Genomic DNA, 25,645 nt, shown 5'->3' on the forward strand with positions numbered 1-25,645 from the left:
GTGCGCTACCTGCTGCTGGCCACGGGCTGGCTCAGCGTTGCGCTGGGGGTGCTGGGGATATTCCTGCCGGTATTGCCCACCACCCCATTCCTGCTTTTGGCGGCGGCCTGCTTTGCCCGCAGCTCGCCGCGCTTCCATCACTGGCTGGTCCATCATCCCAAGCTGGGGCCATGGATCCGTGACTACCTCAGTGGTGAAGGCATCCCCCTCAAGGGCAAGGTCTACGCCATCGGCCTGATGTGGGCCAGCATTGGCCTGTCGTGCTATCTGGTGCCGCTGTTCTGGGCGCGCACCTTCATGCTGACCAGTGCCACATTGGTCACCCTGTACATTCTCAGCCTGAAAACCCTGCACAAGCCAAAGTGACAATATTTTGTCGCCAAATATCGCTTTCGCCTAATCAACACCCTCTTTATCCGAATTAGTTCTGGAACTGCGCATAGCCCTTGTATCCATTGGTTTTCAAGGCATTCTTCGTGTCCATTTCGTGCGCTTGAATGCACACTTATTAGACAATAAAGATCTTTTATGGCAATTTGATATGAATAAATCTTCTTACCTATCGCGTTGAATGTACTTAGCTGTGTTGTTAAAAACCTGCAACACTATACGCGATAAGTTTATCGTCATTTTTTTGGCGAGCAGCAGGATCAATTCCAGGATCAGGGAGATGTACCATGCGCGTTTTGAACCCCATCACCAGTGCTTTATTGTTGGCCCTGGCGAGTGCCAACGTACAGGCGATGTCGATTACCGAGGCTGTCCAAAGCGCCGTGGACTACCACCCACAAGTCAGCTCCAACCGTAACAGCAAGCTGTCGGCCGATGAAGACGTGAAGTTCGCGCGTGGTGGCTACTACCCTTCCGTGGACCTGGTTGCCGGCTACGGCCGCCAGCGCTCGGACAACGCCACTACCCGCGCTGCGGGTAATCACAACAAGGAAACCCTCAACTACACCCAGTCCGAGCTGCGTCTGCGGCAGATGATCTTCGACGGCTTCAACACCGCGAATGAAGTGGGCCGCACCGAGGCGGTCTCTACCTCCCGCGCCTATTACACCCAGGCCGTTGCCCAGGATGTCGCACTGCGTGCAGTCGAGGTCTACCTGGAGGTGCTCAAACGCCGTGAACTGGTGACCCTGGCCAAGAACAACCTGCAAGCTCACCTGCGCGTCAACGACCAGATTGGCCTGCGCAACGAGCGCGGCGTCGGCAGCACCGCCGACCTCGACCAGTCCCGCGCCCGTCGCGCCCTGGCAGAAAACAACCTGGACACCGCCGAAGTCGACCTGGCCGATGCCGAGGCCAACTTCTTCAGTGTGATCGGCCGTGCCCCGGACGAGCTGGAAAGCCCGCAGACCATCAAGAGCGAGGTGCCAGGCACCCTCGAAGAAGCCCGCGATGGCATGCGTCAGAACAACCCGTACATCAAGTCTGCCCAGGCTGACGTCAACGCCGCCGAGAAGCAGTACGAAGTGGGCAAGTCGACTTTCTACCCACGCTTCGACGCCATTCTGGCAACCGGTGCCAACAACAACACCGGCGGCGAAAAAGGCCACAACAACAACGACTGGCAAGCTGGCGTGGAGATGAACTACAACCTGTTCCGCGGGGGCAGCGACAAGGCTCGTCTGCAGTCGGACGCGCACAAGATCAACCAGGCACTGGACATTCGCAACAACGCCCTGCGTGAGTTGACCGAGAACCTGAGCCTGGCGTGGAATGCCATGAACAACGCCAGCAAGCAGCTGCCGACCGCGCGCGAATACGCCGAGACCACCAAACGTGTGCGTGCGGCCTACCAGGACCAGTTCGGCCTGGGTCAGCGCACCCTGCTGGACGTACTCGACAGTGAGAACGAGCTGTACAACGCCGACCGCCGCTACACCGAGGTGCGTTATACCGAAGAGTTCTCGCGCTACCGCGTACTGGCGACCATGGGTGAATTGCTGAGCAAACAGCATATTTCGCTGCCGCCAGAGGCGCTGGCGACTACCGAAGTACGCACCGAGGCACGTCTGCCTGAGATGCGTTGAGCGGATTTGAGGTAGCGGGGCCGCTTTGTGCTGCGAATGGGCTGCAAAGCAGCCCCCAACCCTCACCCGCGGCCATGATTACGCTGAAACGTCTCTACACCCATGGCCCTGATCTGCCCCTCGATCAACGCCTCGAACGGCGCTAACAGTGCATCGAAGCAGGCCGGTTGCTCCAGCGTGTTCAATGCCCCGACCACCGCCTCGATCGTCGACACTGCACCCGCCTCCGGCGCTTTGCGCAACCGATAGCGTGAAGCGGCCACCTGCCCCAGCGTCACCCGTGGCAGCCTCCCCAGCAACGGGTTCAGGTACAGCAGCTTGCGCGCCTTGCGCCAGGTGCCGTCGGGTACGATCAGCAGCAAAGGTTTGTCGCCCGCCTCGCCATACGCTGTCAGCACCTGAGCATCATCACCAGGGAACAACAGCACCGGGTGGTATCCGGGGGTGGCGAGCAGGTCATGCAGGTCATCGAACACCTCTCCAATACGCAGTTCGGCATTGTTCAGGCCAAGGGCAGCCAGGCGCGCCGTGTTCAGGGCGTGGGCAGTTTCACTGGGGTGCTGCAGCAGAATCACACGGGTGCGGCTGTCGAGCGCGGGGATCAGTGGGCATAGGCAATGGTCGAGCGGGCGCTGGCAGCGCTCGCAGCGGGGTCTGGGCATGGCGGTCTCCTTGGCGGGGACAGTTTGCCACATAACCGGGGCCCGCTTAGCGGGCCCCGCGATTTCAACGGTTGAACCTTTCCGCCAGGCTATGCAGGTACTCCGCCATGCGCTCGAGGTCCTGGCTGATTTCCGCGCCTTGCCTGGCTTGCCCGGCGCTCTGGTCGCACAGTTGGGCAATCCTCACGATCTGCTGGTTGATGTCTTCTGCCACATGGGTTTGCTGCTCCGATGCCGTGGCCATCTGCTGGCTCATGCCGGTGATGCGGCTGACCGCCTGGGCAATCCCGCTCAGCGCCGCCTGCACCGCCTCGACACTGTGCACACTGTCCCGGGAAATCTGCTCGCCCCGGCTGGCAGTGCTCACCGCTCGCTCCGCCCCGGCCCTCAATGAAGCGATGATATGGTGGATCTCTTCGGTCGACGCACGGGTGCGCTGCGCCAACGACCGCACTTCATCAGCCACCACGGCGAACCCGCGCCCTTGCTCACCGGCGCGCGCCGCTTCAATGGCGGCGTTAAGCGCCAGCAGGTTGGTCTGCTCGGCAATCGAAGTGATCACGTCGACCACACTACCAATCGACTGGGTCTGCTCGGCCAAGGCGTTGACCGCCTGACCAATGTCATTGACTGCATCGCTCATGCTGCCCATGGCCTGCAGGCTCTTCAGGGCCAGCTCGCTGCCCTGCTGCGCCAGCTGGTCGGCATCACCTGCCGCGTGTGCCGTGCTTTGCACGTTGTGGGTAACCTGCTGGATGGTTGCCGCCATCTGTGCGATAGCCGTGGCGGATTGGTCGGTCTCGCTGCGCTGCCGGTCGAGCATCTGCGCCTGGGCATCGGACAGGTCGGAAGATTGCGCCGCCCGCGACTTTACCCCGACCCCGGCATCCACCAGCCGGGTCAGGGCCGTTTGCAGGCGGGCTTCTTCGCTGATGATAGCCAGGTCGAGCTGGCCCTGCAGGCCTGGGTTGTCGCTGTAGGTCAGTGCCACCAACGGACTGGTAAAGGCCTTGGGATGCTCGGCCAGCGTGCGGCGGATGGCCTGGTTCTGCCGGCGCTCGACCACGTACCAAGCCAGGAGCAGACTTGCCATCAGCACCGCGAGTGCGGCATAGGGTGGCAGCCAAAGGTAACCCGCCGCCGACAGCAGGCCGGCGCCGATCAGCGGCCAGCCATGGCCCAGGCCGTGCCCCAGGCGGGCAGCCCAAGGCACCGGGCCGCGGCCATCGCGCAAGCGCGCATACAATGCCTCGGCGCGGCGGATCTGCTCGCGCGTGGGCACCGAGCGCACCGACTCGTAGCCACTGATCCGGCCCTGTTCGTAGATCGCCGTGACGTAAGCGCTTACCCAGTAGTAATCGCCGTTCTTCGCCCGGTTCTTGACTATGCCCATCCAGGGTTTGCCCTGCTTGATGGTTTCCCACATGTGGCCAAACACTGCCGGCGGCATGTCCGGGTGGCGCACCAGGTTGTGCGGTTGACCGACCAGCTCGTCGTAGGTAAAGCCGCTGATCGCAACAAAGGCGTCGTTGCAGTAGGTGATGCGGCTGTCGAGGTCAGTCGTGGAAATAAGGCGTTGATCGCCGGGGAAGGTTCTTTCGTGCTCAGTGACGGGCAAATTCATGCGCATCTTGGGCGATCCTTGCAGGATGAAATGAGGGAAAATCATCAGCGCAAGTTGATATGTAGCAGAGCGCTATCAGGTTAGCGGCCAACGTTTACCGGATTTTAACCCCCTCCCGACGGAATGCATGAATGCGTCGCATCTCAGCCCACGTTGAGCTGGCTTTTCAGCAGGTCACGGAAGGTCTGGATCAACGGTTCACGGCTACGTCCGCGGCGAATGATCAGCGAGAACGGGGCCTGGTAACCAAAGGTCGACGGCGACAGCACGCGCAAGTCACCTTTGTCGACCCAGGCCTGGGCGTAGTGCTCAGGCAAGTAGCCAATATAGGCCCCGGAAAGGATCAGGATCAGCTGCGCCTCCATGCTTTCAACCGTCGCTGCACTGTGCTTGAAGCCATGCCGGGCCAGTTCGGCCTGGCTCCAGTAACCACGCCCGACCATGCGCTGCTGGGTCACCACCTGCTCGGGGATGCGCCGCTCGGCATACAACGGGTGGCGGCTGCTGCAGTACAGCCAGTGCTGTTCGCGGTACAACGGCTGGTAGAGCAAGCCGCTCATCCGCGAAGAAAACGCGCCGATGGCCAGGTCCAGGCGGTTGTCCTGCACCCCCAGTTGCAGCTCGTAGGGGCTGGACACCGACAGATGCAGGTGCACTGCTGGGTGTTCCTGGCTGTAGGCACCGATGGCTTCGGCCAGCGGCAAGGCGCGGTCACCGACTGTGGAGTCGATCACCCCAAGGTTGAGGGTGCCACGCAATTCGCCCTTGAGGGCGGCGGCATACTGCTCGAAACCGTCCAGCTCGGCCAGCAGGCGCAGGGTCTCCTGATGAAACAGCTCGCCCTTGCTGGTCAGGCTGAAGCCACCCCGACCACGGTGGCACAGCACGATACCCAAGGCGCCCTCCAGCTGGCTCATGTAGGTACTGATGGCCGAGGTCGACAGGTTCAGCTCGCGCTGGGCGTTGGCAAAGCCCTGGTGGCGCACCACGCTGATGAAGATGCGCAGCAGTTTCAGGTCGGGCAAGGTCGAGGCCATGGTGCAACGGTTCCACAAGGGTATGTGCGCGCAGTCTAACCGCTCCACCCGCCTTTAGTTCAGAAAATCCTGAACTAAGTATTTGTCGGTAGCGATTCTTCCCGGGCACTACCTTGAGCAGACTTGGCCGAAATGTCCCTGCCCGCCGGCAAACCACACGTGAATGGCGCGCGGCGGCACAGGTTCGAACAAACACAACAATCGACCGACTGATGAGGCCCACCGTGGACAAGACTCTCCACCAACCACTGGGCGGCAATGAAATGCCGCGATTCGGCGGCATCGCCACCATGCTCCGCCTCCCCCACCTGCAAAGCGCCGAAGGCCTGGATGCTGCCTTCATCGGCGTACCACTGGATATCGGTACCTCGCTACGCTCCGGCACTCGCTTCGGCCCACGGCAGATCCGCGCCGAATCGGTGATGATCCGCCCGTACAACATGGCTACCGGTGCCGCCCCGTTCGACTCGCTGTCGGTCGCCGATATCGGCGATGTGGCAATCAACACCTTCAATCTGCTGGACGCCGTGCGCATCATCGAAGAAGCGTATGACGAGATCGTCGAGCACAACGTCATTCCCATGACCCTGGGGGGCGATCACACCATCACCCTGCCGATCCTGCGCGCACTGCACAAGAAACACGGCAAGATCGGCCTGGTGCACATCGATGCCCACGCCGACGTCAACGACCACATGTTCGGTGAGAAGATCGCCCACGGCACCACCTTCCGCCGCGCCGTGGAAGAAGGCCTGCTCGACTGTGAGCGCGTGGTGCAGATCGGCCTGCGCGCACAGGGCTACACCGCCGATGACTTCAACTGGAGCCGTCGCCAGGGCTTCCGCGTGGTCCAGGCCGAAGAGTGCTGGCACAAGTCACTGGAGCCACTGATGGCCGAAGTGCGGGAAAAAGTCGGCGGTGGCCCGGTTTACCTGTCTTTCGACATCGATGGCATCGACCCGGCCTGGGCGCCCGGTACCGGAACCCCGGAAATCGGCGGCTTGACCACCATCCAGGCGATGGAGATCATTCGCGGCTGCCACGGCCTGGACCTGATCGGCTGTGACCTTGTCGAAGTCTCCCCGCCTTACGACACCACCGGCAACACCTCGCTGCTCGGTGCCAACCTGCTGTTCGAGATGCTCTGCGTGCTACCGGGCGTGGTGCGTCGCTAGGCTTTTCATACAGAGCCTGAAACCGTTACACCCCGGCAGGAGCCATGAGGGAGGGCCACTGAGGCCCGCCAACACACGACAGGACCGCCGGGCGCCATGAACCCCGCCCGCGTGGTCGATCTCGCCATAATAAAGATAATCGGGAGACCCCAATGGCCTTGGACATCATTGTTGTAATGATCTATACCGCCGGCATGCTCGGGCTTGGCTGGTATGGCATGCGCCGCGCGAAAACCCATGAAGACTACCTGGTAGCCGGGCGCAATCTCGGCCCGGTGCTGTACATGGGCACCATGGCCACCACCGTACTCGGTGGCGCCTCCACCGTCGGCACCGTGCGCCTGGGCTACGTCCACGGCATCTCCGGCTTCTGGCTGTGCGCAGCCTTGGGCATGGGCATCATCGCCATCAACCTGTTCCTCGCCAAACCGCTGCTGCGCCTGCGCATCTTCACCGTGACCCAGGTACTGGAACAGCGCTACAACCCCACCGCACGCCAGGCCAGCGCCGTCATCATGCTGGCTTATGCACTGATGATCGGGGTCACCTCGACCCTGGCCATGGCCACGGTCCTGCAGGTGCTGCTGGACCTGCCGTTCTGGGCTTCTCTGATGCTCGGCGGTGGCGTGGTAGTGCTGTACTCGACCATCGGCGGCATGTGGTCGCTGACCCTGACCGATATCGTCCAGTTCGTGATCAAGACCGTCGGCCTGATGTTCATCCTGCTGCCAGTGTGCCTGTACAAGGCCGGTGGCTGGGACACCCTGGTGGCCAAATTGCCAGCGGCCAGCTTCCAGCTGACTACCATTGGCTGGGACACCATCATCACCTACTTCCTGATCTACTTCTTCGGCATCCTCATCGGCCAGGACATCTGGCAGCGGGTGTTCACCGCCCGTGACGAAAAGGTCTGTCAGCGTGCCGGTACCACCGCTGGTGTGTACTGCGTGCTGTATGGCCTGGCCTGTGCGGCGATTGGCATGGCTGCACACGTGCTGATGCCCGACCTGGCCAACCCGAACAACGCCTTTGCCGAGATGATCAAGACCACCTTGCCCGATGGCATCCGTGGCCTGCTGATGGCCGCGGCCCTGGCGGCGATGATGTCCACCGCCAGTGCCGGCCTGCTGGCTGCCTCGACCACCGTGACCGAAGACCTGCTGCCCAAGCTGCGTGGCGGCAAGCAGTCGAGCCTGGGTACCAGCCGCCTGTTCACCCTGCTCACTGGCCTGGTGGTGCTGGGCATCGCGCTGGTGGTAAATGATGTGATCAACGCCCTGACCCTGGCTTACAACCTGCTGGTCGGCGGCATGTTGATCCCGCTGATCGGGGCGATCTTCTGGAAGCGTGCGACCACCGCAGGCGCGATTGCCAGCATGTCGCTGGGCTTTGCCACCGCTCTGCTGTTCATGTTCATGGACGGGATGGAAGCCAATACGCCGATCTACTACAGCTTGGCAGTAGGGCTGGTGAGCTTTGTAGTGGTGAGCCTGGTGTCGCGCAAGTCAGTAGCGGCGGTGAAGCTGGCCTGACCGTTGTACCGGCCCTTTCACTTGTAGGAGCGGGCTTGCCCGCGAAAGGGCCAGTACAGGCAATAGACAATCAACAGACACAAAAAGGCCGCTGCACACACTCGGGTGCAGCGGCCTCTGTCGTTAATCAGCGACGACGTGATTGACGTTTGCGCTGCTCTTCATCAGTCGGGATCGGTACCGGCTGCAGGGGTGGTGGAATCAGCCCCAAGGCGACGGCCAGGTCGTGGAGCCAGTTTGACAGTGGTTTATTCATAATGCCCCCTTGACGGGTCAGCCTCACGGCGAATCAATCCTGCGATGTTTCATACAGATCATAGCCCGATGTCCTGTATTACGCATGCCTCTGTTCCTACAGATAAGGGCCATTTTGACGCGGATCAAGCCGTGGCGGCGCATTCCGACGACTGGTTAATCGTTTCGCTTTGTTGCAGGTCGATCCATGCCTGCAGATTAGCCCCGCGCATACCCTGGCGCCACATCAGCCAGGTGACCGCCTGATCGAAAGGCGCCTGCAGCGGGTGCACCCTCACCCGATCACGTCCAGGCAGGCTGTCGAGCATCGACTGGGCCATCATCGCCACACCCGCACCCGCGATCACACAGGCCAGCATGCTCTGGTACGACTCGATCTCCATCACCCGCCCCATCGGCGTATGGGCATGGGCATACCAGGCCTCCAGACGCATGCGGTACGAGCAGCCTTGGCGGAAGGTGAACACCGCCTTGCCCGCCACGTCCTTGGCGGTGCGTACCGCCATGTGCTCGGGACTGGTGATCAGTACCAGTTGCTCATCGCACAGCGGCACGCCATCCAGCCCGGCAAGGCTCGGTGGCCCGTCCACAAGAGCAGCATCCAGGGTGTGGTTCAGCAGCCCTTCAAGCAACTCGCCGCTGGGTGCAGCACGCACTTGCAGGTTCACCTGCGGGTAAGCCTGGTGATAGCGCGCCAGCAACCCCGGCAGGTGGGTCGCCGCCGTGCTGTACATGGTCCCCAGCACGAAGTCCCCAGCCGGCTGACCGCCACGCACGGCGCCCAGCGCTTCGTCGCGCAAGGCTGACATGCGGTTGGCATAGTCCAGCAGCACCTTGCCTGCTGGCGACAACTGAAGGCGCTGGCGTTCGCGCAGGAACAGTTCGACGCCCAACTGCTCCTCGAGCTGGCGCAGGCGCGTGGAGAGGTTTGATGGCACCCGGTGCAGACGCTCTGCGGCACGGGTAACCGAGCCTTCCTCGGCCACGGCCTGAAAGATACGCAGTTGGCTGAATTCCACAGCATTCTCCAAAACAGAACAACTTGATCATCATTATTCAATTTTATTGAAAATAAAAGCGCCCTAACCTGCCAGCCATCACTTTATCTGCGCAGGAGACCTGTCATGTCGCCACTCATTCAACTGCTCGCCAGCGCCGTGGCGCTGATGATGGCCATGGGCATCGGTCGTTTCGCCCTCACCCCGCAACTGCCACAACTGATTGCCGAAGGCCAGTTCGACCTGACAGTCGCCGGGCTGGTCGCGGCGGCCAATTACCTGGGCTATTTCGTGGGCGCGGTGGACGCCATGTTCGCCCGCTCGCCAGGCCAGGTACGCCTGCGCCTGCATGCGGGGCTGTGGCTGTGTGTGCTGCTGACCTTGGCCTCGTGGGCTGCCGACGGCTTCTGGGGCCACCTGCTGCTGCGCTTTGGCACAGGCGTAGCCAGCGCCTGGGTGCTGGTGATGATCACCAGCCTCAGCCAGCAGGTAGCCAATGTGCACAACCGCCAACGCCTGGGAGCGCTGGTATTCGCCGGGCCCGGCCTGGGTATTGCCGTGACCGGGCTACTGGCAATGGCCGCACATGTGCAGGGACTGGGCTCGGCAGCGCTGTGGCTGATCTATGCCGTGGCTGCCCTGGTGATGCTGTTGGCCGTGCGGCCATGGTTGCCACGGGCATTGCAAACCGCGCCGACTCAGTTGCCAGTACGACAAGGCCCGACGCGCAGTGTCGGCACTGGCCGCCTGGGGTTGGTGTATGGCCTGTATGGCATGGGCTACATCCTGCCAGCTACCTTTCTGTCACAGATGGCCAATCAGCAGTTTCGCGGGCAGTGGCTGGCCGACCTGTTCTGGCCGGCGTTTGGCCTGGCGGCGGCGCTGGGCGTCCTGCTGGTGAGCGTGCGCCGTGGCGGTCGCACTTCAACCTGGTTGACCGTCACCCTGTGGTTGCAAGGGCTGGGTGTGCTGGCCTGCCTGATGGGTGGAGGGACCGGCCTGGCGCTGGGTGTTGCGCTGTGTGGCGGGCCATTCCTGGCCTGCATGCAACTGGTCATGCAACGCTCGCGCGAGTTGGCGCCACATGCCACACAGCGCAATGCCGGGCTGCTGACCGCGTGCTTTGCCTTGGGGCAGTTGAGTGGTCCGCTGCTGGCCGCGCTCAGCAGCCATTACAGCGGCGGGCTGCAACCCGCATTGATGCTGGCGGCGGGCGGGTTGGCGGTGGCTGGCGGGTTGGTCCAGTTGCCGGGTAATGCACAACAGGGAAGCGCCTGTCAGGCCAAGGTTGCATCCTGAATCGATGCAGTCTGTACCGGCCTCTTCGCGGGCAAGCCCGCGCCTACAACGGCTGTGTAGGCGCGGGCTTGCCCGTGAAAAGGCCGGTATAGGCAACGCATCACCCTACCAACCGCCGCAATTGCTGTTTCACCCAAGGCTCGGCACTTACCAGGATCACACCCAGCAACACCATCAACGCCCCCACCACGAAATTCGCACTGAGCGGCTCGTCCAACAGCAAAACGCCAAAGGTCACCCCAAACAACGGGGTAATGAAGGAAAACACCGCGAGGTTCGACGCCAGGTATTTGCGTAGCAACCAGAACCAGGTCAGGTAGCTGACGAACGACACCACAATCCCCTGGAACAACACGCTGCCCATAGCCAGCGGCGTCAGCGACACCGCGCCGATCTGCCCGCTGACCAGGGCAATCAGCAGCAGCCCGGCAAACCCGACCGCCAGCTGATAGAACAGGGTCAAGGTTGCCGGCGCCTCCGATAGCCGTGAGCAACGTACCACCACCGTAGTCGCGCCCCAAGCCAGCCCGGCGATCACGCCAAAGGCATCACCCAGCAAGGTGCGGCCGTCCATGTGCTCGAACGAAGTGCCACCGGCAAAGGCCATGGCTATGCCGCCGAAGGCCAGCAGAATGCCCAGCCATTGCAACAGCCGCAAGCGTTCACTGGATAGCCGAAAATGCAGGCCCAAGGCGGTAAATACCGGCGCGGTGTAGAGGAACACCGACATATGCGCCGCCGAGGTCAGTTTCAGCCCTTCGGCAATGAACAGAAACTCCACCCCGAACAGCCCGCCCGCCAGCAACCCAGCGCGCCAGGTGCTGCCGACCTGCTCCCAGCCTCCCCGCCAGCACAGCATCAGGCCTACCAGCACAGCGGCAATGCCATTGCGCAGTGCTGCCTGCATCACGGGCGCGATGTCGACGGCGGCGGTCTTGATCAGTACCTGCTGGCAGCCCCAGATCAGGCAAAGCCCCAGCATTACCTGGAAGGCAAAGGCATCAGGGTTCTTGCGGACCGCGCTCATAAGCGGGCCTCTGGGGTGATCGTAGGCATGGGCAAGGCTCGGCAGCGTTCAGAAGCTACCGATTATCGGGTTTTGAACGCTGCACTTGCCAGCCTTAAAACGACCTCAAGCAATCTGTGCCTTCGCAGATACCTGTTCGAACGTCGTTTCGTCCAGCGCATCCTCCTGCTCATCCAGCACCTGGCGCGGGTGCTCGAAGCCGGGGATGCTGCTGTCGATCAGGCTCATCAAGCGCGAGCCGCGTTCGGTCAGGACGAAGTTTTCGCCATTGCCGCCGTCCTCTTCAGGCCGGCATTCAATGAATCCGCGCTCGAATAGCAGCTTTTCATACTCGCATGCACGGGTTTTCAGGTGATCCAGGTCACCCACCGGCTCACCCTTGGCGGCCAGTGCAGCAGCATGCTGCTCGGCATAGGGGCGGGGCGTGAAGCTGTGACCGGCGCCGTTCTGCACTTCGTGCAGCAAGCGTTCGATCAGGTCCCAGTCGTAGGCGATGCTCATGGCTATGGGCTCCTGCTGTGGACGAAAAGGGGTACACAGGTTGGGACCTGCCAAGGTTGCCAAGCGTTCCGAAGCGCTTAGCGCTGGCGTTGTTGCGCGCCGCGCGGGCGGCGCCCGGTCTCCCAGGCGCTGAAAACACTACGATAGGCGCAAATTTTCCTGTCCAGACACGAAATTTAATAACCCCCCAATTTCAACCAGCTCCAAAGGCCAATGAGCGACAAGAAAATAGCGACATGAAGAAACCACAAGCTAACCAGCATGCGGCGCAATCCACCAGGAAATTTTTTTACATCCTGAACGTCTAGAAGGCCTTTACGAACGCAAATCGCCCTCATCGACAACATCACGGATGCCGAGCCGGTACGCATCACTTTACCTACCAAACCTGCATGACCAAAAATCTTTTTATTACCAGAAACCATCAAACTATTAGAAAGCAACGACTCTATTTGACTCACATAGCGAACCGAGACATAAACCCATATAAATATGACTATGAAAATAGCCACCATCAAGGGAAGGCCTAACCACCTGGCGTCGAACTCAATCATTGCGCCACCTCATATATCAACTCACCAAGCATTTCACCGATATCACCTACGATCGAACCGCCTGTAGCGCCACCCACGGCACCGCCAATGACAGTGCACGCGAGAGCCCCCGGACCGCCTGTCGTCACTCCAAGGAAAAGCACGCAACCAGTTCCCCCTAGAAATCCACCAATCGCCCCGCCAGTGATCGATCCCCCCGTACTGCCAACCAGAGAGACGCCTTCCACATACTTGGCCTTTCTGCAGTCTTCAGAGCGTCCAAAGGTACATGCATGATGAATACTTAGCCCTGTTGAAGCCACGTCGAGCCCCAAGCCGATATAAGTACCCTTCTTTATCAAATTGGCTGCTCTCGAGATTCCTGCGATCTTCTCGGCGTACCCAGCAATCTCACCCGTATGCAGGTAGCTCTTGGTTGATATCTCGAGGACTCTCTTCACCGAACCTCTATTTCGCAGGCCTGAACCGTACGCAGCCAATTTATTCAGCTGCTCTTCTAGCTTCATGAATAAGGTCATTCGCCTGGCATAAAACTCATTACGCCCCTTAAATGTGCCATCTCTCAAATATTGACGATGTAAGACCTCAATATCTTCCAGGGTCTTCTTGATCGACTCAAGGTGCCTACTCCAGCCATCGCTTACAGCGCCAGCCCCCATGGAGGCGTGGGTGAGGAAACTTTTCAGCATCTCGTAGTTGTCCAGAAAGAAGTCATCCACCCCAGCACCATTGACCTCCAGCTGATGATGTATTCCCGCTGCCTTCGCCATTAAAAAAGCCTCATGGCTCGTACACAATGGCGTACTGGGGTCACCAACAATCACCAGTTCCCCTCCAACAACCACGCCATTGGCGATATGCGCATTTAGCACATCAAACTTGGCCCGCTGATTGGCCGACATGGGCGTGCCGGCCTTCAGCGACTCAACGATTGCGCCTGAGGATTGATAAAGCTGCGTGCCTCGGACATGGTCGCACCTCACGCATACTTCTTGTTGGCGATGCGGTCCCAGCCGCCGGTCACGTTGCCGCCCGCGCTGCCGTCGCGGCGCTTCTGCCGCGTATAGGTGGTCTTGATGCGGCCGTAGTTCAATTGAATCACTTCTATCGGCACCCCGGCGCTGGCGCTCTGGGCGTAATCGGCGATGATCACTTCTTCGAGAATGACTTCGTAGTACTTGAGCTTTTCGGTACCGGCCCGGCACACCACCAGCTTCACTTCCTTCAGGTGCTGGCCGGCACAGCTGGCCTCAAGCAGCTTGCAGCTGGCGCTGTCCAGATACTTGGTAAAGGTGAAGTTGGTGAGCGTGGTCCGCCCGGAAGATGCGCCGCCCGCGGAGCTTGCGGTGGCAGAGGTGCTCTGGTTGGCGCCGAACTTGTAGCCGATGATCTCGATCCAGTTGGCGTACTGCTCGTCCAGTGCTTCGCCAGTGATCTCTGCGATTTGAATATAAGCATCGAAGGCCATGCTTACCTCTCCTTGGTAAGGATTGGGCTGATAACGACGGCATTTCGAGATCGCCGTCTTGAGGTAGTTCCCGAAGGCGAAGGGCGGATTGCGCTGCGTGCCCTCAGGTGCGATTGACCCTAGCTCCCCACACCTGGCGGGGCAATAGAACGCGAGCAAACAAGGCTACTTTGGGAAATTGCTTACAGATTTGCCGATGAAGTCAGCCCGCTCTCAAAGGGTTCGAGCAAATTTTTAGATCTCGACCAAGACCGTTGTGACGACAAAAAATCTCTGCACGCGATACTGGGGAAAAAGGGCTGCGGATTGTGTGTGGGGAGATTGCGCAAATCGAGCGCCGCCCGCGCGGCGCTCGGTCTCCCAAGGACCACCACCAAAGAAATCTTCCATCGGTCGCAAGCCCTGAACTTCCCTGCCCCCACAGCCCTCCACCGGGCATCACTACCGCCGGAGGTTGGAAGGATGAAACCGCTACTGCCCATAGCCTGTGCCACTGCCCTGCTCTGCGCCCTGCCCGCTTGGGCATGCACACGTGAAGAAGCAACGCAGAAACGTGAGGAGCTGGCCGGGCTGGTCACTCAGTTGACCGAGCAGAACCCGCAAAAGGCCAAGGAGATCAATGATGAGCTTCAGGGGATGGATCTGGGGACGGCGAGCAAGGACTTGCCCGACAAGTGTCAGCTGATCGACCAGCGGATCAAGGAGTTGAAACAGGCAGAGAAAAAGGCGGAGTGATCGTTCGTCGCCTGCGCACGCCCTTCGCAGATGCGAACTTGCGTCGCTTCTGCAAAGGGCCTGCGTGAGTATTATTCAGCAGCAGGCTTGCGCTTCTTCAGCGGCGCCAGGCCGTCAGCACTGGCCAGAGGCGCGTTGGCCTTCGGCTTGGCAGTAGGCTTGCGCTTGGCGGCAGCTTTCTTGTCGCCAGTCTTCTTCTCGACCTTTTTCTTCTTGCTACCGGCCGCCTTGCCCGAGGCCTTGACCTTCTTCGGCCCGTTGTAGGTGCCCTTCACTTCCTTGATGACCCGGCGCTCGAACTGCTGCTTGAGGTAGCGCTCGATGCTCGACATCAGGTTCCAGTCGTTGTGGGTGATCAGCGAGATCGCCAGGCCTTCACCACCGGCACGGCCGGTACGGCCCACACGGTGGACGTACTCGTCACCGCTGCGTGGCATGTCGAAGTTGATCACCAGGTCCAGGCCGTCGATATCCAGGCCACGGGCTGCCACGTCGGTCGCAACCAGCACTTTGGAGCTGCCCTGCTTGAAGCGCTCGATGGCCAGCTTGCGGTCCTTCTGGTCCTTTTCGCCATGCAGCACGAAAGCCTTCACGTCCTTGGCCACCAGGTGACCATAGATACGGTCGGCCATGGCACGGGTATTGGTGAAGATGATCGCCTTGTCGAAGGTTTCATTGGCCAGCAACCACTGCGCGATCTGCTCTTTATGCTGGTCGTGGTCGGCGGTGATGATCTGCTGGCGGGTGCCTTCGGCCAGTTGCGAGACACTGTTGAGCATCAGGTGCTCAGGGTCTTTCAGCACCTTGCCGATGATATCGCGCAGGGCCGCGCCACCGGTGGTAGCCGAGAACAGCAAGGTCTGCTCGCGGTTTTCGCACTCCTTGCACAGGCGCTCCATGTCTTCGGCAAAGCCCATGTCGAGCATGCGGTCGGCTTCGTCCAGAATCAGGACCTGCACGTGGGACAGGTCGAGGTTACCCGCATTGAGCTGCTCGAGCAGGCGACCCGGGGTGCCGATCAGCACGTCGGGCACCTTGCGCAGCATGGCGGCCTGTTCCTTGAAGTCTTCACCGCCAGTAACCAGGCCCGACTTGATGTAGGTGAACTGCGAGAACAGCTGCACCTGCTTGAGGGTTTGCTGGGCCAGTTCACGGGTCGGCAGCAGGATCAACGCGCGAATCTCGACACGCGGGCCGCTGAGGTCGACCAGACGGTTGAGCAGCGGCAATACGAAGGCCGCCGTCTTGCCGCTGCCGGTCTGCGCAGTCACACGCAGATCACGCCCTTGCAGGGCCAGGGGGATGGCCGCGGCCTGCACCGGGGTTGGCTCGACAAATTTAAGCTCGGCCACGGCTTTAAGCAGGCGTTCATGCAGGGCGAATTGGGAGAACACGGAGGTAACCTCAGACAAGTGCGGGAAATTCAGTTGCATAGGGTAACGTTTTCTGCCGCCTTAGCCGAATTTCTTTTGGCAACTTTGTCGCTATCCGCGCTCTAATACAGCTTCGTTTCGCAACAAGACTGTACGCAAGCCCATGGATATCCAACAAATCTGGCGTGATTCCCTCGACCTGTGGGGCACCCTCGACCAACATCCAATGCTGCACGCCGCCATCGGCCTGGCGGCACTGCTGCTCATTTCCCTGATAGTCGGCCGCCTGGCGCGCTTCCTGGTACTGCAAGGCGGGCGCCTGCTGGCCCGTCAGCATGCGCTGAAGTGGCTGGACGACCTGCGCCACAACAAGGTATTCCACCGCCTGGCACAAACGACCCCGTCACTGGTGCTGCAATTCGGCCTGAAGCTGGTGCCTGAGCTGTCCGACACCGCCCAGCACTTCCTCGGCAATGTCGCCCTGGCCTTTACCCTGCTGTTCATGACCATGGCGCTGTCGTGCCTGCTGGATGCCCTGCTCGACATCTATGCCCGCACCGAACACGCCCGCACCCGCTCGATCAAGGGCTACGTGCAACTGGCCAAGTTGATGTTGTGGATCTTCGCCTCGATCGTCATCGTCGCCACCCTGATCGACCGCTCGCCGCTGTTGCTGCTGTCCGGCCTGGGTGCGATGTCGGCGGTGCTGCTGTTGGTGTACAAGGACACCCTGCTGTCATTCGTCGCCAGCGTGCAGTTGACCAGCAACGACATGCTGCATGTGGGTGACTGGATCGAAATGCCGCAGGTAGGCGCCGATGGCGACGTGGTAGACATCACCTTGCACACGGTGAAAGTGCAGAACTTCGACAAGACCCTCGTTTCCATCCCCACCTGGCGCCTGATGAGCGAGTCATTCCGCAATTACCGCGGCATGCAGCAGTCCGGTGGCCGACGGATCAAGCGCAGCCTGTTCATCGACGCCGGCGGCGTACGCTTTCTCTCCCGCGAAGAAGAGCAGCGCCTGAACCAGGTGCGGCTGCTGGGTGACTACCTGACCGCAAAGCGCCAGGAACTGCAGAGCTGGAACGAGGCGCTGGGGCCGGTGGCGGAGCTGTCGGCCAACCGCCGCAAGCTGACCAATATCGGTACCTTCCGTGCCTTTGCCCTGGCTTACCTGCAGAACCACCCCAACGTGCACAAGAACATGACCTGCATGGTGCGGCAGATGCAGACCACGGCCGAAGGCGTGCCGCTGGAGATTTACTGCTTCACTACCACCACGGCGTGGGAAGAGTACGAGCGGATTCAGGGGGATATTTTCGACTACCTGCTGGCAGTGTTGCCGGAGTTCGGCTTGAGCCTGTATCAGCAGCCGAGTGGCAATGACATGCGGGTGGGGTTGGCGGGGCGCTCGGTTGAAGCGCTGCCGCATCGCCTGGAAGAAGTGAGCGAAGCTTGAGAGTGCCGGGGCTGCCTAGCAGCCCCCGGATCAAAGGGCGCGTCAGGCCTTGCCGGCCAGCGGCGCCTGTGCGCGCCCACCCAGGCGGCTCAGCCACACCGACGCCAGGATGATCCCCCCACCGATGAACAGCCGCCCCAGCGGCTCGTGCTGGTTCCAGATCAACAGGTTCAGCAGCAGCCCTACCGGCACATGCAGGTTGTTCATGACCGCCAGCGTACCGCCAGAAACCAGGCATGCACCTTTGTTCCACCAGTACAGCCCCAGCGCCGTCGGGCACAGGCCCAGGAACAGCAGCACCAGCCATTGCACATCCGTGCTCGGCAGGTGCTGAGTGTTGCCGAACAGCAAGAAGGCCGGCAGCACCACCAGCAACGCGCCGAGGTAAAAGTACCCGAAGCGGGCGTAGTGTGGCAGGTCACTGGGGTAGCGAGCGACCAGGTGACGGTACAGCACCTGGCCGGCAGCGTAGGTGAAGTTGGCCAGTTGCAGCAGCAGGAAGCCGATGAAGAACTCGCCGCTGATGCTGTCGAAGCGGATCACGGCGGCGCCGGCCACTGCGACCAGCGCGGCCACTAGCGCCCAAGCGTTGAAGCGCCGGTTCAGGGCATCTTCGATCAAGGTCACGTGTAGCGGCGTGAGGATCGTGAACAGCAGCACCTCCGGTACGGTAAGCACGCGGAAACTCAGGTACAGGCAAACGTAGGTGATGCCGTACTGCAACGCACCGATCAGCAGCATCCAGCGCATGAAGCCCGGCTCGACGTGGCGCCAGCGGGTCAGCGGCAGAAACACCAGGCCAGCCAGCAGTACCCGCGCGAGCACCGCGAAATAGCTGTCAACGTGCCCGGCCAGGTACTCGCCGATCAGGCTGAAGGAAAACGCCTGGATCAGCGCGACGATTATCAGGTAGCCCATGGTTGCCTCTCGTGAATCAAGGCGGCGACCTTAGCGGGTTGCGGCGAATGAGTTCAACCATGAGGAATGTAGGGGCTGTACCGGCCTCTTCGCGGGCACGCCCGCTCCCACAGGGACCTGCATATCTTCCGGCGAGCGAATAGGCCGGCACTGGCGACCTCAAAACCCCAGGCATAAAAAAACCCGGCCATACAAGCCGGGCAGGTACACCCAAAGGAGCAAAAACAGGTGTCAGGGTTGGGAATTCGTGAGCCTCAGGCCACCGCCGCCAGCTTGGCCTTGGCCTGGTTGACGCCCTTCTCGTGGAACTCGCCGCTCATGTTCAGGCCCTCGGCATGGATGAAGTCGACATCGTGGATGCCGATGAAAGCCATTACCTGGCGCAGGTACGGTTCCTGGTGGTCACTGCTGGCACCAGCATGGATGCCGCCGCGGGCAGTCAGGACGATGGCGCGCTTGCCGGTCAGCAGGCCTTGCGGGCCGGTCGGGGTGTACTTGAAGGTGATACCCGCACGCAGCACGTGGTCCAGCCAGGCCTTGAGAGTGCTGGGGATGGTGAAGTTGTACATGGGCGCCGCCATCACCAGCACGTCGGCAGCCAGCAATTCATCCGTCAGCTCGTTGGAACGGGCCAGGGCCTCCAGTTCGGCGGCGGTGCGCTGTTCTTCGGGCTTCATCCAGCCACCCAGCAGGTTGGCGTCCAGGTGCGGCACCGGGTTTACAGCCAGGTCACGCACGCTGATCTGATCGACTGGGTGAGCGGCCTGCCATTGCTGGATGAAATCCTTGGTCAGCTGACGGGAAACGGAATCCTGCTGGCGGGCGCTGCTTTCGATGATCAGTACGCGGGACATGGGGTGCCTCCATCGGCAAAAAGGGAGCGATTCGATGGAGGTGAGATTAAGGCTTGACCTATCGATAAAAAAGCGTAAAAAGTGGGTCCAATCTATCGATTAATCAGTTTATTCCGCACTGCAGTTCAAGGCGATGCGCAGTTTGATGATTTGTCGATTGAATTTGGCGGTGACATCGACGCTTTTACCTGCCGGTACGTTCACCCGGCGCACCCGCGGTGCCTCCGGCCCATTGCGAAAGGTCACCTTGCACGCCGCCGGGACCTGCCCATAGTTGTTGAGGGTGATGGCGCCAATGTCATAGGCCGTGTCATAGGCGGTGTAGTCGAGCTTGACCCCGGTCAGCTCCTTCTCTACATCGATGGGATAAGCCATGGCCCCGAGGGGCAGGCACATCAGTATTGCCGCACAACATTTCTTCATGGGCCGTTCTCCTTGAAAGAGCGCAGCTTAGGACAACAGGAGCGAAAGATGAAAGCGCCACGCGTAACCCTTGACCAGTGGCGAACCCTGCAAGCAGTGGTCGATCACGGCGGGTTTGCCCAGGCCGCCGAGGCCTTGCACCGCTCGCAGTCATCGGTCAGCTACACCGTGGCCCGCATGCAGGAGCAACTGGGCGTGCCGCTGTTGCGCATCGATGGCCGCAAGGCGGTGCTGACCGAGGCCGGCAATGTGCTGCTGCGCCGCTCGCGCCACCTGGTCAAACAGGCCAGCCAGCTCGAAGACCTGGCCCACCACATGGAACAAGGCTGGGAAGCCGAGGTGCGCCTGGTGGTCGATGCCGCCTACCCCAGTGCCCGCCTGGTGCGCGCGCTGGCTGCGTTCATGCCGCAAAGCCGCGGCTGCCGGGTGCGCCTGCGTGAAGAGGTGCTGTCTGGCGTGGAGGAAGTGATGCACGAAGGCATCGCCGATCTGGCCATCAGCAGCTACAGCATCGGCGGCTACCTGGGTGCCGAATTGAGCGCCGTGGAGTTCATCGCCGTCGCCCACCCCGAGCACAGCCTGCACCGCCTGGGACGTGAACTGACCTTCCAGGACCTGGAAAGCCAGCTGCAGGTGGTGATCCGCGATTCCGGCCGCGCCCAACCGCGTGACGTAGGCTGGCTGGGCGCCGAGCAGCGCTGGACTGTCGGCAGCCTGGGCACCGCCGCCACCTTCGTCAGTAGCGGCCTGGGCTTTGCCTGGCTGCCCCGTCACATGATCGAGCGTGAACTGCGCGAAGGCGTGCTCAAGCCCTTGCCGCTGGATCAGGGTGGCAGCCGCCACCCACTGTTCTACCTTTACTCGAGCAAAGAGAAGACCCTGGGCCCGGCCACGCAGATTCTCATCGACCTGCTGCGCAATTTTGACACCGCGCCACTGGACGTGCCCTTCGCAGCCCCCCCGCAAGCCTGAGAGGACCGCGCCCATGGCCTATTTCGAACACGAAGGATGCACACTGCATTACGAGGAATATGGCCAGGGCGAACCCCTGGTATTGCTGCACGGGCTGGGCTCCAGCTGCCAGGACTGGGAGTTGCAGGTGCCAGTGCTCAGCCGCCACTATCGGGTGATCCTTATGGACATCCGCGGCCACGGTCGCTCCGACAAACCCGCTGACGGTTACCAGATCGCCACCTTCAGTGCCGACCTGCTGGCCCTGCTCGAACACTTGCACACAGGCCCGGTGCACTTCGTCGGCCTGTCCATGGGCGGCATGGTCGGCTTCCAGTTTGCCGTCGACCACCCGCAATGGTTGCGCAGCCTGTGCATCGTCAACAGCGCCCCCGAGGTCAAGCGCCGCACCCGCAGTGACTGGCTATGGTGGTTCAAGCGCTGGAGCCTGGCGCGCGTCCTCAGTGTCGAAACCGTCGGCAAGGGGCTGGCCGAGCGACTGTTCCCCAAACCACAACAAGCAGACCTGCGGCAGAAGATGGCCCAGCGCTGGGCGCGCAACGACAAACGCGCCTACCTCAAGAGCTTCGACGCTATCGTCGACTGGGGTGTGCAGGAACGCATCGGGCAGATTCGCTGCCCTACCCTGGTGATCGCCGCCGACCACGATTACACGCCGATACAACTCAAAGAGCGCTACGTCGCCCTAATACCCAACGCCAGGCTGGTCGTCGTCGACGATTCCCGGCACGCTACACCCCTCGATCAACCCGAGGTCTTCAACCAGACCCTGCTGCAGTTCCTCGCAGCCGCTTCCACCTCTCAAGGATCTTTGAGCCCATGCTGAAAAAACTCCTGCTCACCGCCTGCTCGGTTGCCTTCGCCACCAGTGTCATGGCTTCCGACAAGACCCCGCACGTCATGCTGGACACCAGCTTCGGCCAGGTCGAAATCGAGCTGAACGCCGAGAAGGCACCGATCAGTACCAAGAACTTCCTGGAGTACGTCGACAGCGGCTTCTACAACAACACCATCTTCCACCGCGTGATCCCGGGGTTCATGGTCCAGGGCGGCGGTTTCACTGACCAGATGGTGCAGAAGAACACCAACGACCCGATCAAGAACGAGGCCAGCAACGGCCTGCAGAACACCCGCGGCACACTGTCGATGGCGCGCACGTCCAACCCGAATTCAGCCACCAGCCAGTTCTTCATCAACGTCGCCGACAACGACTTCCTCAACCCGGGCCGCGACGCCGGTTACGCCGTGTTCGGCAAAGTGACCAAGGGCATGGAAGTGGTCGACCAGATCGTCAACTCGCCCACCACCATCAAAAAAGGCATGCGCGACGTACCGGCCGATCCGGTCTATATCAAGTCTGCCAAACGTATCGACTGACTGCAGGCTTCACAAGGATGTGAAACCGCCTGAGGGTCGGACGAACAGGAGTGTTGTCGACCATGCTGTACCGTCGTTTCGAAAGACTGATCGATATTTTCCGCGCGGCACCGAGCGAAGCCCCACCGAGCACGGTGTGGCCGTTCTATCTGTACTACCTGCGCCAGGTATGGCCTGCTTTTCTCGCGCTGCTGGTGGTTGGCCTGTTCGCCTCGCTGATCGAGGTGGCGATGTTCAGCTACCTCAGCCGCATCATCGACCTGGCCCAGGGTACGCCCAATGCCAACTTCTTCAGCGAGCACAGCGGCGAGCTGATCTGGATGCTGGTGGTGATCCTGCTGCTGCGGCCAGTGTTCTTCGGCCTGCATGACCTGCTGGTGCACCAGACCATCAACCCTGGCATGACCAGCCTGATCCGCTGGCAGAACCATACCTACGTGCTCAAGCAGAGCCTGAACTTCTTCCAGAGCGACTTTGCCGGGCGCATTGCCCAACGCATCATGCAGACCGGCAACTCGCTGCGCGACTCCGCCGTGCAGGCCGTGGACGCGTTATGGCATGTGCTGATCTACGCCATTACGTCGCTGGTGTTGTTTGCCGAGGCCGACTGGCGCCTGATGCTGCCACTGCTGATGTGGATCATCGGCTACATCGCCGCGCTCTGCTACTTCGTGCCGAGGGTGAAGGAACGCTCGGTGATTTCTTCCGACGCCCGCTCCAAGCTCATGGGGCGTATCGTCGATGGCTACACCAACATCGCCACCCTCAAGCTGTTCGCCCACACCGACTACGAACAGCAATACGCTCGCGAAGCAATCCGCGAACAAACCGAAAAAACCCAGCTGGCCTCACGGGTGGTCACCAGCATGGACGTGGTCATCACCACGCTCAATGGCCTGCTGGTGGTCACTACCACCGGCCTTGCCCTGTGGCTCTGGAGCCAGTCGCTGATCACCGTTGGCGCCATCGCCCTGGCCACTGGCCTGGTGATCCGCATCGTCAACATGTCAGGCTGGATCATGTGGGTGGTCAACGGCATTTTCGAGAACATCGGCATGGTGCAGGACGGCCTGCAGACCATCGCCCAGCCGGTCACCGTCACCGACCCGCCCAATGCGCCGGCACTGAAGGTCAGCCGCGGCGCGGTGCGTTTCGATGACGTCGACTTCCATTACGGCAAGGCTGCCAATGTCATCGAAGGGCTCAACCTGGACATCCGCTCTGGTGAGAAAATTGGCTTGATCGGCCCATCCGGGGCAGGCAAGTCGACCTTGGTCAACCTACTGTTGCGCCTGTACGACGTGCAGGGTGGGCGCATCCTGATCGACGGCCAGGACATTGCCGAGGTCAGCCAGGCCAGCTTGCGTGCGCAGATCGGCATGATCACCCAGGACACCTCGCTGCTGCACCGTTCGATCCGCGACAACTTGCTGTATGGTCGCCCAGACGCCAGCGAGGCGGAGTTGATAGAAGCCGTGCGCCGTGCCCGCGCCGACGAGTTCATCCCGCAACTGTCGGACGCCCAGGGGCGTACCGGCTTCGATGCCCATGTGGGGGAGCGCGGGGTCAAGTTGTCGGGCGGTCAGCGTCAGCGCATCGCCATTGCCCGGGTACTGTTGAAGAATGCGCCGATCCTGATCATGGACGAAGCCACCTCGGCGCTGGATTCGGAAGTGGAAGCGGCGATCCAGGAAAGCCTGGAGACGCTGATGCAGGGCAAGACGGTGATTGCCATCGCCCACCGGCTGTCGACCATTGCCCGGATGGACCGGCTGGTGGTGCTGGACAAGGGGCGAATTGCCGAGAGTGGCAGCCACAGTGAGTTGCTGGAGCAGCAAGGGCTGTATGCCCGATTGTGGCACCACCAGACCGGAGGCTTTGTCGGGGTCGACTGACACCTGTGCGGCCTTTTCGCGGGTAAACCCGCTCCTACACACTGATCTGCGGTGGACACACACCGTGGGTTGAACACAGGCCGTTGTAGGAGCGGGTTTACCCGCGAAAAGGCCGGCACAGGCAACCCAGATCAGTCCCGGCGGTAGGGCAACATCCCCCGCGCCTCCTCGGCATACCCCTTGACCCCTTCCCGTTCCTGGAGCAGAAAGTCCTCCACCGCCCGCCGCAACCCCGGGTGCAGCAGGTAATGCCAGGACCGCGTCAACACCGGCTCGAACCCGCGAATCAGCTTGTGCTCGCCCTGCGCCCCGGCATCGAAACGCTGGTAACCCTCGGCAATGGCAAAGTCCATGCCCTGGTAGAAACACGTCTCGAAATGCAGCCGATCGAACTCATCCAGGCAGCCCCAATAGCGGCCAAACAGGCTGTCCCCCCCCACCAGGCTCAGGGCCATTGCCACATCACGCCCGCCTTGGCGCGCCATCACCACGCGCACCGCTTCGGGCATGCGTTCGGCCAGCAGGCTGAAGAATTCGCGGGTCAGGTAAGGTGCCCGGCGGCGTACCGCATAGGTGTTGGCGTAACACAGGAAGACGAAGTCCCACTGCGCCTCGTCCAGCTCTTCGCCGCGGTACCAACGGAATTCGATGCCCTGCCCGGCCACCTGCTCGCGCTCCTTGCGCATCTGCTTGCGCTTGCGCGAGCTGAGGCTGTCGAGAAAGTCCTGGAAGTCGCGATACCCCCGGTTTTGCCAGTGAAACTGGCAACCCAGGCGTTCCATCCACCCTGGCAGGCCCGCCAACTGCGCGTCCAGCGCCTGGTCGGTGAAGTTGATGTGCGCTCCGGAAAGCCCACCCTTGCCCAGATACTCCGGCAGGGCCTGCAGCATCAACAAACCGTCAGCCGGATCGGCCGCCAGCAGCCGAGGGCCGCTGACCGGACTGAACGGTACAGCGCCAAGCAGTTTTGGATAGTAGGCGATACCGGCCCGCTGACAAGCATCGGCCCAACCATGATCGAACACATACTCGCCAAACGAGTGCCACTTGCGGTACGCGGGCAACAGCGCCCGCACCTGCCCGTCACGCTCCAGCACCAGGTGCTCGCTGGCCCAGCCGGTGTTGCGCGCCACGCTGCCGCTGTCCTCCATTGCACTGAGAAAAGCATGGCGCAGGAAGGGTTGACCGGCTGGCACAAGGGCATCCCAGGTGGCCGTCGGAAGATCACGCAGATGGGCAAGGCTGTACAGGCTGGTCACGTTTTCGGCTCGCTGTCTGAAGACCGTCAGTATCCCCAAGGAAGGCCCGCCGCTCAAATGACGATCGACGGGTTGATCCCTTCATTCTCAATTACTTAACAACAGTGCCACTAATCAGACATTAATCTGTCATTGGCCCCCGCAATACTTGCGCCTGTTTTCCGGATCCACAGAACCTGTCTACTCAGGCCCTTTCCGAAGACATGCCA

Annotated in this window: 25 protein-coding genes and 1 pseudogene; 11 read left to right on the forward strand and 15 right to left on the reverse strand. The window is 61.3% G+C overall.

Features of this window, described 5'->3' with window-relative positions; translation table 11 throughout:
• Complete coding sequence (locus ACF8EF_RS24415) at nt 1-366, forward strand: YbaN family protein (protein WP_176685205.1); 366 nt, start codon at nt 1-3, stop codon at nt 364-366.
• A gap of 311 nt (nt 367-677) precedes the next feature.
• Complete coding sequence (locus ACF8EF_RS24420; protein ID WP_176685204.1) at nt 678-2,036, forward strand: TolC family outer membrane protein; 1,359 nt, start codon at nt 678-680, stop codon at nt 2,034-2,036.
• Nucleotides 2,037-2,098: 62 nt separating this feature from the next.
• Here the strand turns inward: ACF8EF_RS24420 and ACF8EF_RS24425 are convergent, their stop codons facing one another.
• The 3 genes from ACF8EF_RS24425 to ACF8EF_RS24435 form a co-directional block, all read right to left on the reverse strand.
• Nucleotides 2,099-2,698 carry a tRNA-uridine aminocarboxypropyltransferase gene (locus ACF8EF_RS24425; RefSeq protein WP_392462467.1) on the reverse strand — a complete coding sequence of 200 codons (600 nt, stop codon included), beginning with the start codon at nt 2,696-2,698 and terminating at the stop codon, nt 2,099-2,101.
• Nucleotides 2,699-2,762: 64 nt separating this feature from the next.
• Nucleotides 2,763-4,328 (reverse strand): PAS domain-containing methyl-accepting chemotaxis protein, encoded by a 1,566-nt coding sequence (locus ACF8EF_RS24430; protein ID WP_176685202.1) that lies wholly within the window; start codon nt 4,326-4,328, stop codon nt 2,763-2,765.
• Nucleotides 4,329-4,465: 137 nt separating this feature from the next.
• The gene (locus ACF8EF_RS24435) at nt 4,466-5,359 is read right to left on the reverse strand and encodes a LysR family transcriptional regulator (protein ID WP_003254585.1); all 894 of its coding nucleotides are present in this window, start codon (nt 5,357-5,359) and stop codon (nt 4,466-4,468) included.
• Nucleotides 5,360-5,583: 224 nt separating this feature from the next.
• On the opposite strand from ACF8EF_RS24435, the gene speB reads away from it, so the two are divergent.
• Both speB and ACF8EF_RS24445 read left to right on the forward strand, forming a co-directional pair.
• Nucleotides 5,584-6,534, forward strand: coding sequence for an agmatinase (speB, locus tag ACF8EF_RS24440; RefSeq protein WP_129932884.1), 951 nt, complete (start codon nt 5,584-5,586; stop codon nt 6,532-6,534).
• 152 nt (nt 6,535-6,686) lie between these two features.
• Entirely contained in the window at nt 6,687-8,066 is a 1,380-nt protein-coding gene (locus tag ACF8EF_RS24445) for a sodium:solute symporter (protein ID WP_176685201.1), read from the forward strand.
• A gap of 127 nt (nt 8,067-8,193) precedes the next feature.
• On the opposite strand, the gene ACF8EF_RS24450 is transcribed toward ACF8EF_RS24445, so the two are convergent.
• On the reverse strand, nt 8,194-8,322 hold the full coding sequence (locus ACF8EF_RS24450; RefSeq protein WP_256122388.1) for a PA1414 family protein: 129 nt from the start codon (nt 8,320-8,322) through the stop codon (nt 8,194-8,196).
• A 124-nt stretch (nt 8,323-8,446) separates the two neighbouring features.
• On the reverse strand, nt 8,447-9,340 hold the full coding sequence (locus ACF8EF_RS24455; RefSeq protein ID WP_176685200.1) for a LysR family transcriptional regulator: 894 nt from the start codon (nt 9,338-9,340) through the stop codon (nt 8,447-8,449).
• A gap of 105 nt (nt 9,341-9,445) precedes the next feature.
• Here ACF8EF_RS24455 and ACF8EF_RS24460 point away from each other — a divergent pair, with 105 nt between their 5' ends.
• Nucleotides 9,446-10,618: an MFS transporter gene (locus ACF8EF_RS24460; protein WP_176685199.1), complete on the forward strand. Its 1,173-nt coding sequence runs from the start codon at nt 9,446-9,448 to the stop codon at nt 10,616-10,618.
• A gap of 100 nt (nt 10,619-10,718) precedes the next feature.
• Here the strand turns inward: ACF8EF_RS24460 and ACF8EF_RS24465 are convergent, their stop codons facing one another.
• From ACF8EF_RS24465 to ACF8EF_RS24485, 5 genes and pseudogenes are all read right to left on the reverse strand, one after another.
• A complete protein-coding gene (locus tag ACF8EF_RS24465) occupies nt 10,719-11,645 on the reverse strand; it encodes a DMT family transporter (RefSeq protein ID WP_176685198.1) in 927 nt (308 codons plus the stop codon).
• Between the two features lie 105 nt (nt 11,646-11,750).
• Nucleotides 11,751-12,146: a transcriptional regulator gene (locus tag ACF8EF_RS24470; protein WP_176685197.1), complete on the reverse strand. Its 396-nt coding sequence runs from the start codon at nt 12,144-12,146 to the stop codon at nt 11,751-11,753.
• Nucleotides 12,147-12,322: 176 nt separating this feature from the next.
• On the reverse strand, nt 12,323-12,700 hold the full coding sequence (locus ACF8EF_RS24475) for a hypothetical protein (RefSeq protein WP_392529377.1): 378 nt from the start codon (nt 12,698-12,700) through the stop codon (nt 12,323-12,325).
• A pseudogene (locus tag ACF8EF_RS24480) lies at nt 12,697-13,670 on the reverse strand (hypothetical protein). Before ACF8EF_RS24480 ends, ACF8EF_RS24475 begins: the two are co-directional and overlap by 4 nt.
• A gap of 9 nt (nt 13,671-13,679) precedes the next feature.
• Entirely contained in the window at nt 13,680-14,168 is a 489-nt protein-coding gene (locus tag ACF8EF_RS24485; protein ID WP_176685194.1) for a type VI secretion system tube protein Hcp, read from the reverse strand.
• A 462-nt stretch (nt 14,169-14,630) separates the two neighbouring features.
• Here ACF8EF_RS24485 and ACF8EF_RS24490 point away from each other — a divergent pair, with 462 nt between their 5' ends.
• Entirely contained in the window at nt 14,631-14,903 is a 273-nt protein-coding gene (locus tag ACF8EF_RS24490; RefSeq protein ID WP_339534903.1) for a hypothetical protein, read from the forward strand.
• Between the two features lie 71 nt (nt 14,904-14,974).
• Here ACF8EF_RS24490 and ACF8EF_RS24495 read toward each other — a convergent pair whose 3' ends face one another.
• Complete coding sequence (locus tag ACF8EF_RS24495) at nt 14,975-16,336, reverse strand: DEAD/DEAH box helicase (protein ID WP_012051553.1); 1,362 nt, start codon at nt 16,334-16,336, stop codon at nt 14,975-14,977.
• 103 nt (nt 16,337-16,439) lie between these two features.
• Between ACF8EF_RS24495 and ACF8EF_RS24500 the strand changes: the two genes are divergently transcribed.
• Nucleotides 16,440-17,738 (forward strand): mechanosensitive ion channel family protein, encoded by a 1,299-nt coding sequence (locus ACF8EF_RS24500; RefSeq protein ID WP_392462468.1) that lies wholly within the window; start codon nt 16,440-16,442, stop codon nt 17,736-17,738.
• 42 nt (nt 17,739-17,780) lie between these two features.
• Here ACF8EF_RS24500 and ACF8EF_RS24505 read toward each other — a convergent pair whose 3' ends face one another.
• The 3 genes from ACF8EF_RS24505 to ACF8EF_RS24515 form a co-directional block, all read right to left on the reverse strand.
• Nucleotides 17,781-18,656: a carboxylate/amino acid/amine transporter gene (locus ACF8EF_RS24505; RefSeq protein WP_392462470.1), complete on the reverse strand. Its 876-nt coding sequence runs from the start codon at nt 18,654-18,656 to the stop codon at nt 17,781-17,783.
• A gap of 254 nt (nt 18,657-18,910) precedes the next feature.
• On the reverse strand, nt 18,911-19,510 hold the full coding sequence (locus tag ACF8EF_RS24510; RefSeq protein WP_176685573.1) for an FMN-dependent NADH-azoreductase: 600 nt from the start codon (nt 19,508-19,510) through the stop codon (nt 18,911-18,913).
• Between the two features lie 108 nt (nt 19,511-19,618).
• Nucleotides 19,619-19,933, reverse strand: a complete 315-nt coding sequence (locus ACF8EF_RS24515; protein WP_012051530.1) for a hypothetical protein — start codon at nt 19,931-19,933, stop codon at nt 19,619-19,621.
• Nucleotides 19,934-19,981: 48 nt separating this feature from the next.
• Here ACF8EF_RS24515 and ACF8EF_RS24520 point away from each other — a divergent pair, with 48 nt between their 5' ends.
• From ACF8EF_RS24520 to ACF8EF_RS24535, 4 genes are all read left to right on the forward strand, one after another.
• Nucleotides 19,982-20,905, forward strand: a complete 924-nt coding sequence (locus ACF8EF_RS24520; RefSeq protein WP_003254610.1) for a LysR family transcriptional regulator — start codon at nt 19,982-19,984, stop codon at nt 20,903-20,905.
• A gap of 13 nt (nt 20,906-20,918) precedes the next feature.
• Nucleotides 20,919-21,731: an alpha/beta fold hydrolase gene (locus ACF8EF_RS24525; RefSeq protein WP_176685574.1), complete on the forward strand. Its 813-nt coding sequence runs from the start codon at nt 20,919-20,921 to the stop codon at nt 21,729-21,731.
• Entirely contained in the window at nt 21,725-22,282 is a 558-nt protein-coding gene (locus ACF8EF_RS24530; protein WP_021783413.1) for a peptidylprolyl isomerase, read from the forward strand. Before ACF8EF_RS24525 ends, ACF8EF_RS24530 begins: the two co-directional genes overlap by 7 nt.
• Nucleotides 22,283-22,344: 62 nt before the next feature.
• The gene (locus ACF8EF_RS24535; protein ID WP_392462472.1) at nt 22,345-24,177 is read left to right on the forward strand and encodes an ABC transporter ATP-binding protein; all 1,833 of its coding nucleotides are present in this window, start codon (nt 22,345-22,347) and stop codon (nt 24,175-24,177) included.
• Between the two features lie 131 nt (nt 24,178-24,308).
• Here the strand turns inward: ACF8EF_RS24535 and ACF8EF_RS24540 are convergent, their stop codons facing one another.
• A complete protein-coding gene (locus ACF8EF_RS24540) occupies nt 24,309-25,436 on the reverse strand; it encodes a GNAT family N-acetyltransferase (protein WP_392462473.1) in 1,128 nt (375 codons plus the stop codon).
• Between the last annotated feature and the right edge of the window lie 209 nt (nt 25,437-25,645).

This window comes from Pseudomonas sp. zjy_15, from assembly GCF_043101865.1.
Taxonomy (GTDB): Bacteria; Pseudomonadota; Gammaproteobacteria; order Pseudomonadales; family Pseudomonadaceae; genus Aquipseudomonas; species Aquipseudomonas putida_Y.

Coding starts and splice junctions, on each gene's coding strand:
- ACF8EF_RS24420 (WP_176685204.1), top strand. CDS start 678: ATGCGCGTTTTGAACCCCATCACCAGTGCTTTATTGTTGGCCCTGGCG.
- ACF8EF_RS24425 (WP_392462467.1), bottom strand. CDS start 2,698: ATGCCCAGACCCCGCTGCGAGCGCTGCCAGCGCCCGCTCGACCATTGC.
- ACF8EF_RS24430 (WP_176685202.1), bottom strand. CDS start 4,328: ATGCGCATGAATTTGCCCGTCACTGAGCACGAAAGAACCTTCCCCGGC.
- ACF8EF_RS24435 (WP_003254585.1), bottom strand. CDS start 5,359: ATGGCCTCGACCTTGCCCGACCTGAAACTGCTGCGCATCTTCATCAGC.
- ACF8EF_RS24445 (WP_176685201.1), top strand. CDS start 6,687: ATGGCCTTGGACATCATTGTTGTAATGATCTATACCGCCGGCATGCTC.
- ACF8EF_RS24450 (WP_256122388.1), bottom strand. CDS start 8,322: ATGAATAAACCACTGTCAAACTGGCTCCACGACCTGGCCGTCGCCTTG.
- ACF8EF_RS24460 (WP_176685199.1), top strand. CDS start 9,446: ATGTCGCCACTCATTCAACTGCTCGCCAGCGCCGTGGCGCTGATGATG.
- ACF8EF_RS24465 (WP_176685198.1), bottom strand. CDS start 11,645: ATGAGCGCGGTCCGCAAGAACCCTGATGCCTTTGCCTTCCAGGTAATG.
- ACF8EF_RS24470 (WP_176685197.1), bottom strand. CDS start 12,146: ATGAGCATCGCCTACGACTGGGACCTGATCGAACGCTTGCTGCACGAA.
- ACF8EF_RS24475 (WP_392529377.1), bottom strand. CDS start 12,700: ATGATTGAGTTCGACGCCAGGTGGTTAGGCCTTCCCTTGATGGTGGCT.
- ACF8EF_RS24485 (WP_176685194.1), bottom strand. CDS start 14,168: ATGGCCTTCGATGCTTATATTCAAATCGCAGAGATCACTGGCGAAGCA.
- ACF8EF_RS24490 (WP_339534903.1), top strand. CDS start 14,631: ATGAAACCGCTACTGCCCATAGCCTGTGCCACTGCCCTGCTCTGCGCC.
- ACF8EF_RS24495 (WP_012051553.1), bottom strand. CDS start 16,336: ATGCAACTGAATTTCCCGCACTTGTCTGAGGTTACCTCCGTGTTCTCC.
- ACF8EF_RS24500 (WP_392462468.1), top strand. CDS start 16,440: ATGGATATCCAACAAATCTGGCGTGATTCCCTCGACCTGTGGGGCACC.
- ACF8EF_RS24505 (WP_392462470.1), bottom strand. CDS start 18,656: ATGGGCTACCTGATAATCGTCGCGCTGATCCAGGCGTTTTCCTTCAGC.
- ACF8EF_RS24510 (WP_176685573.1), bottom strand. CDS start 19,510: ATGTCCCGCGTACTGATCATCGAAAGCAGCGCCCGCCAGCAGGATTCC.
- ACF8EF_RS24515 (WP_012051530.1), bottom strand. CDS start 19,933: ATGAAGAAATGTTGTGCGGCAATACTGATGTGCCTGCCCCTCGGGGCC.
- ACF8EF_RS24520 (WP_003254610.1), top strand. CDS start 19,982: ATGAAAGCGCCACGCGTAACCCTTGACCAGTGGCGAACCCTGCAAGCA.
- ACF8EF_RS24525 (WP_176685574.1), top strand. CDS start 20,919: ATGGCCTATTTCGAACACGAAGGATGCACACTGCATTACGAGGAATAT.
- ACF8EF_RS24530 (WP_021783413.1), top strand. CDS start 21,725: ATGCTGAAAAAACTCCTGCTCACCGCCTGCTCGGTTGCCTTCGCCACC.
- ACF8EF_RS24535 (WP_392462472.1), top strand. CDS start 22,345: ATGCTGTACCGTCGTTTCGAAAGACTGATCGATATTTTCCGCGCGGCA.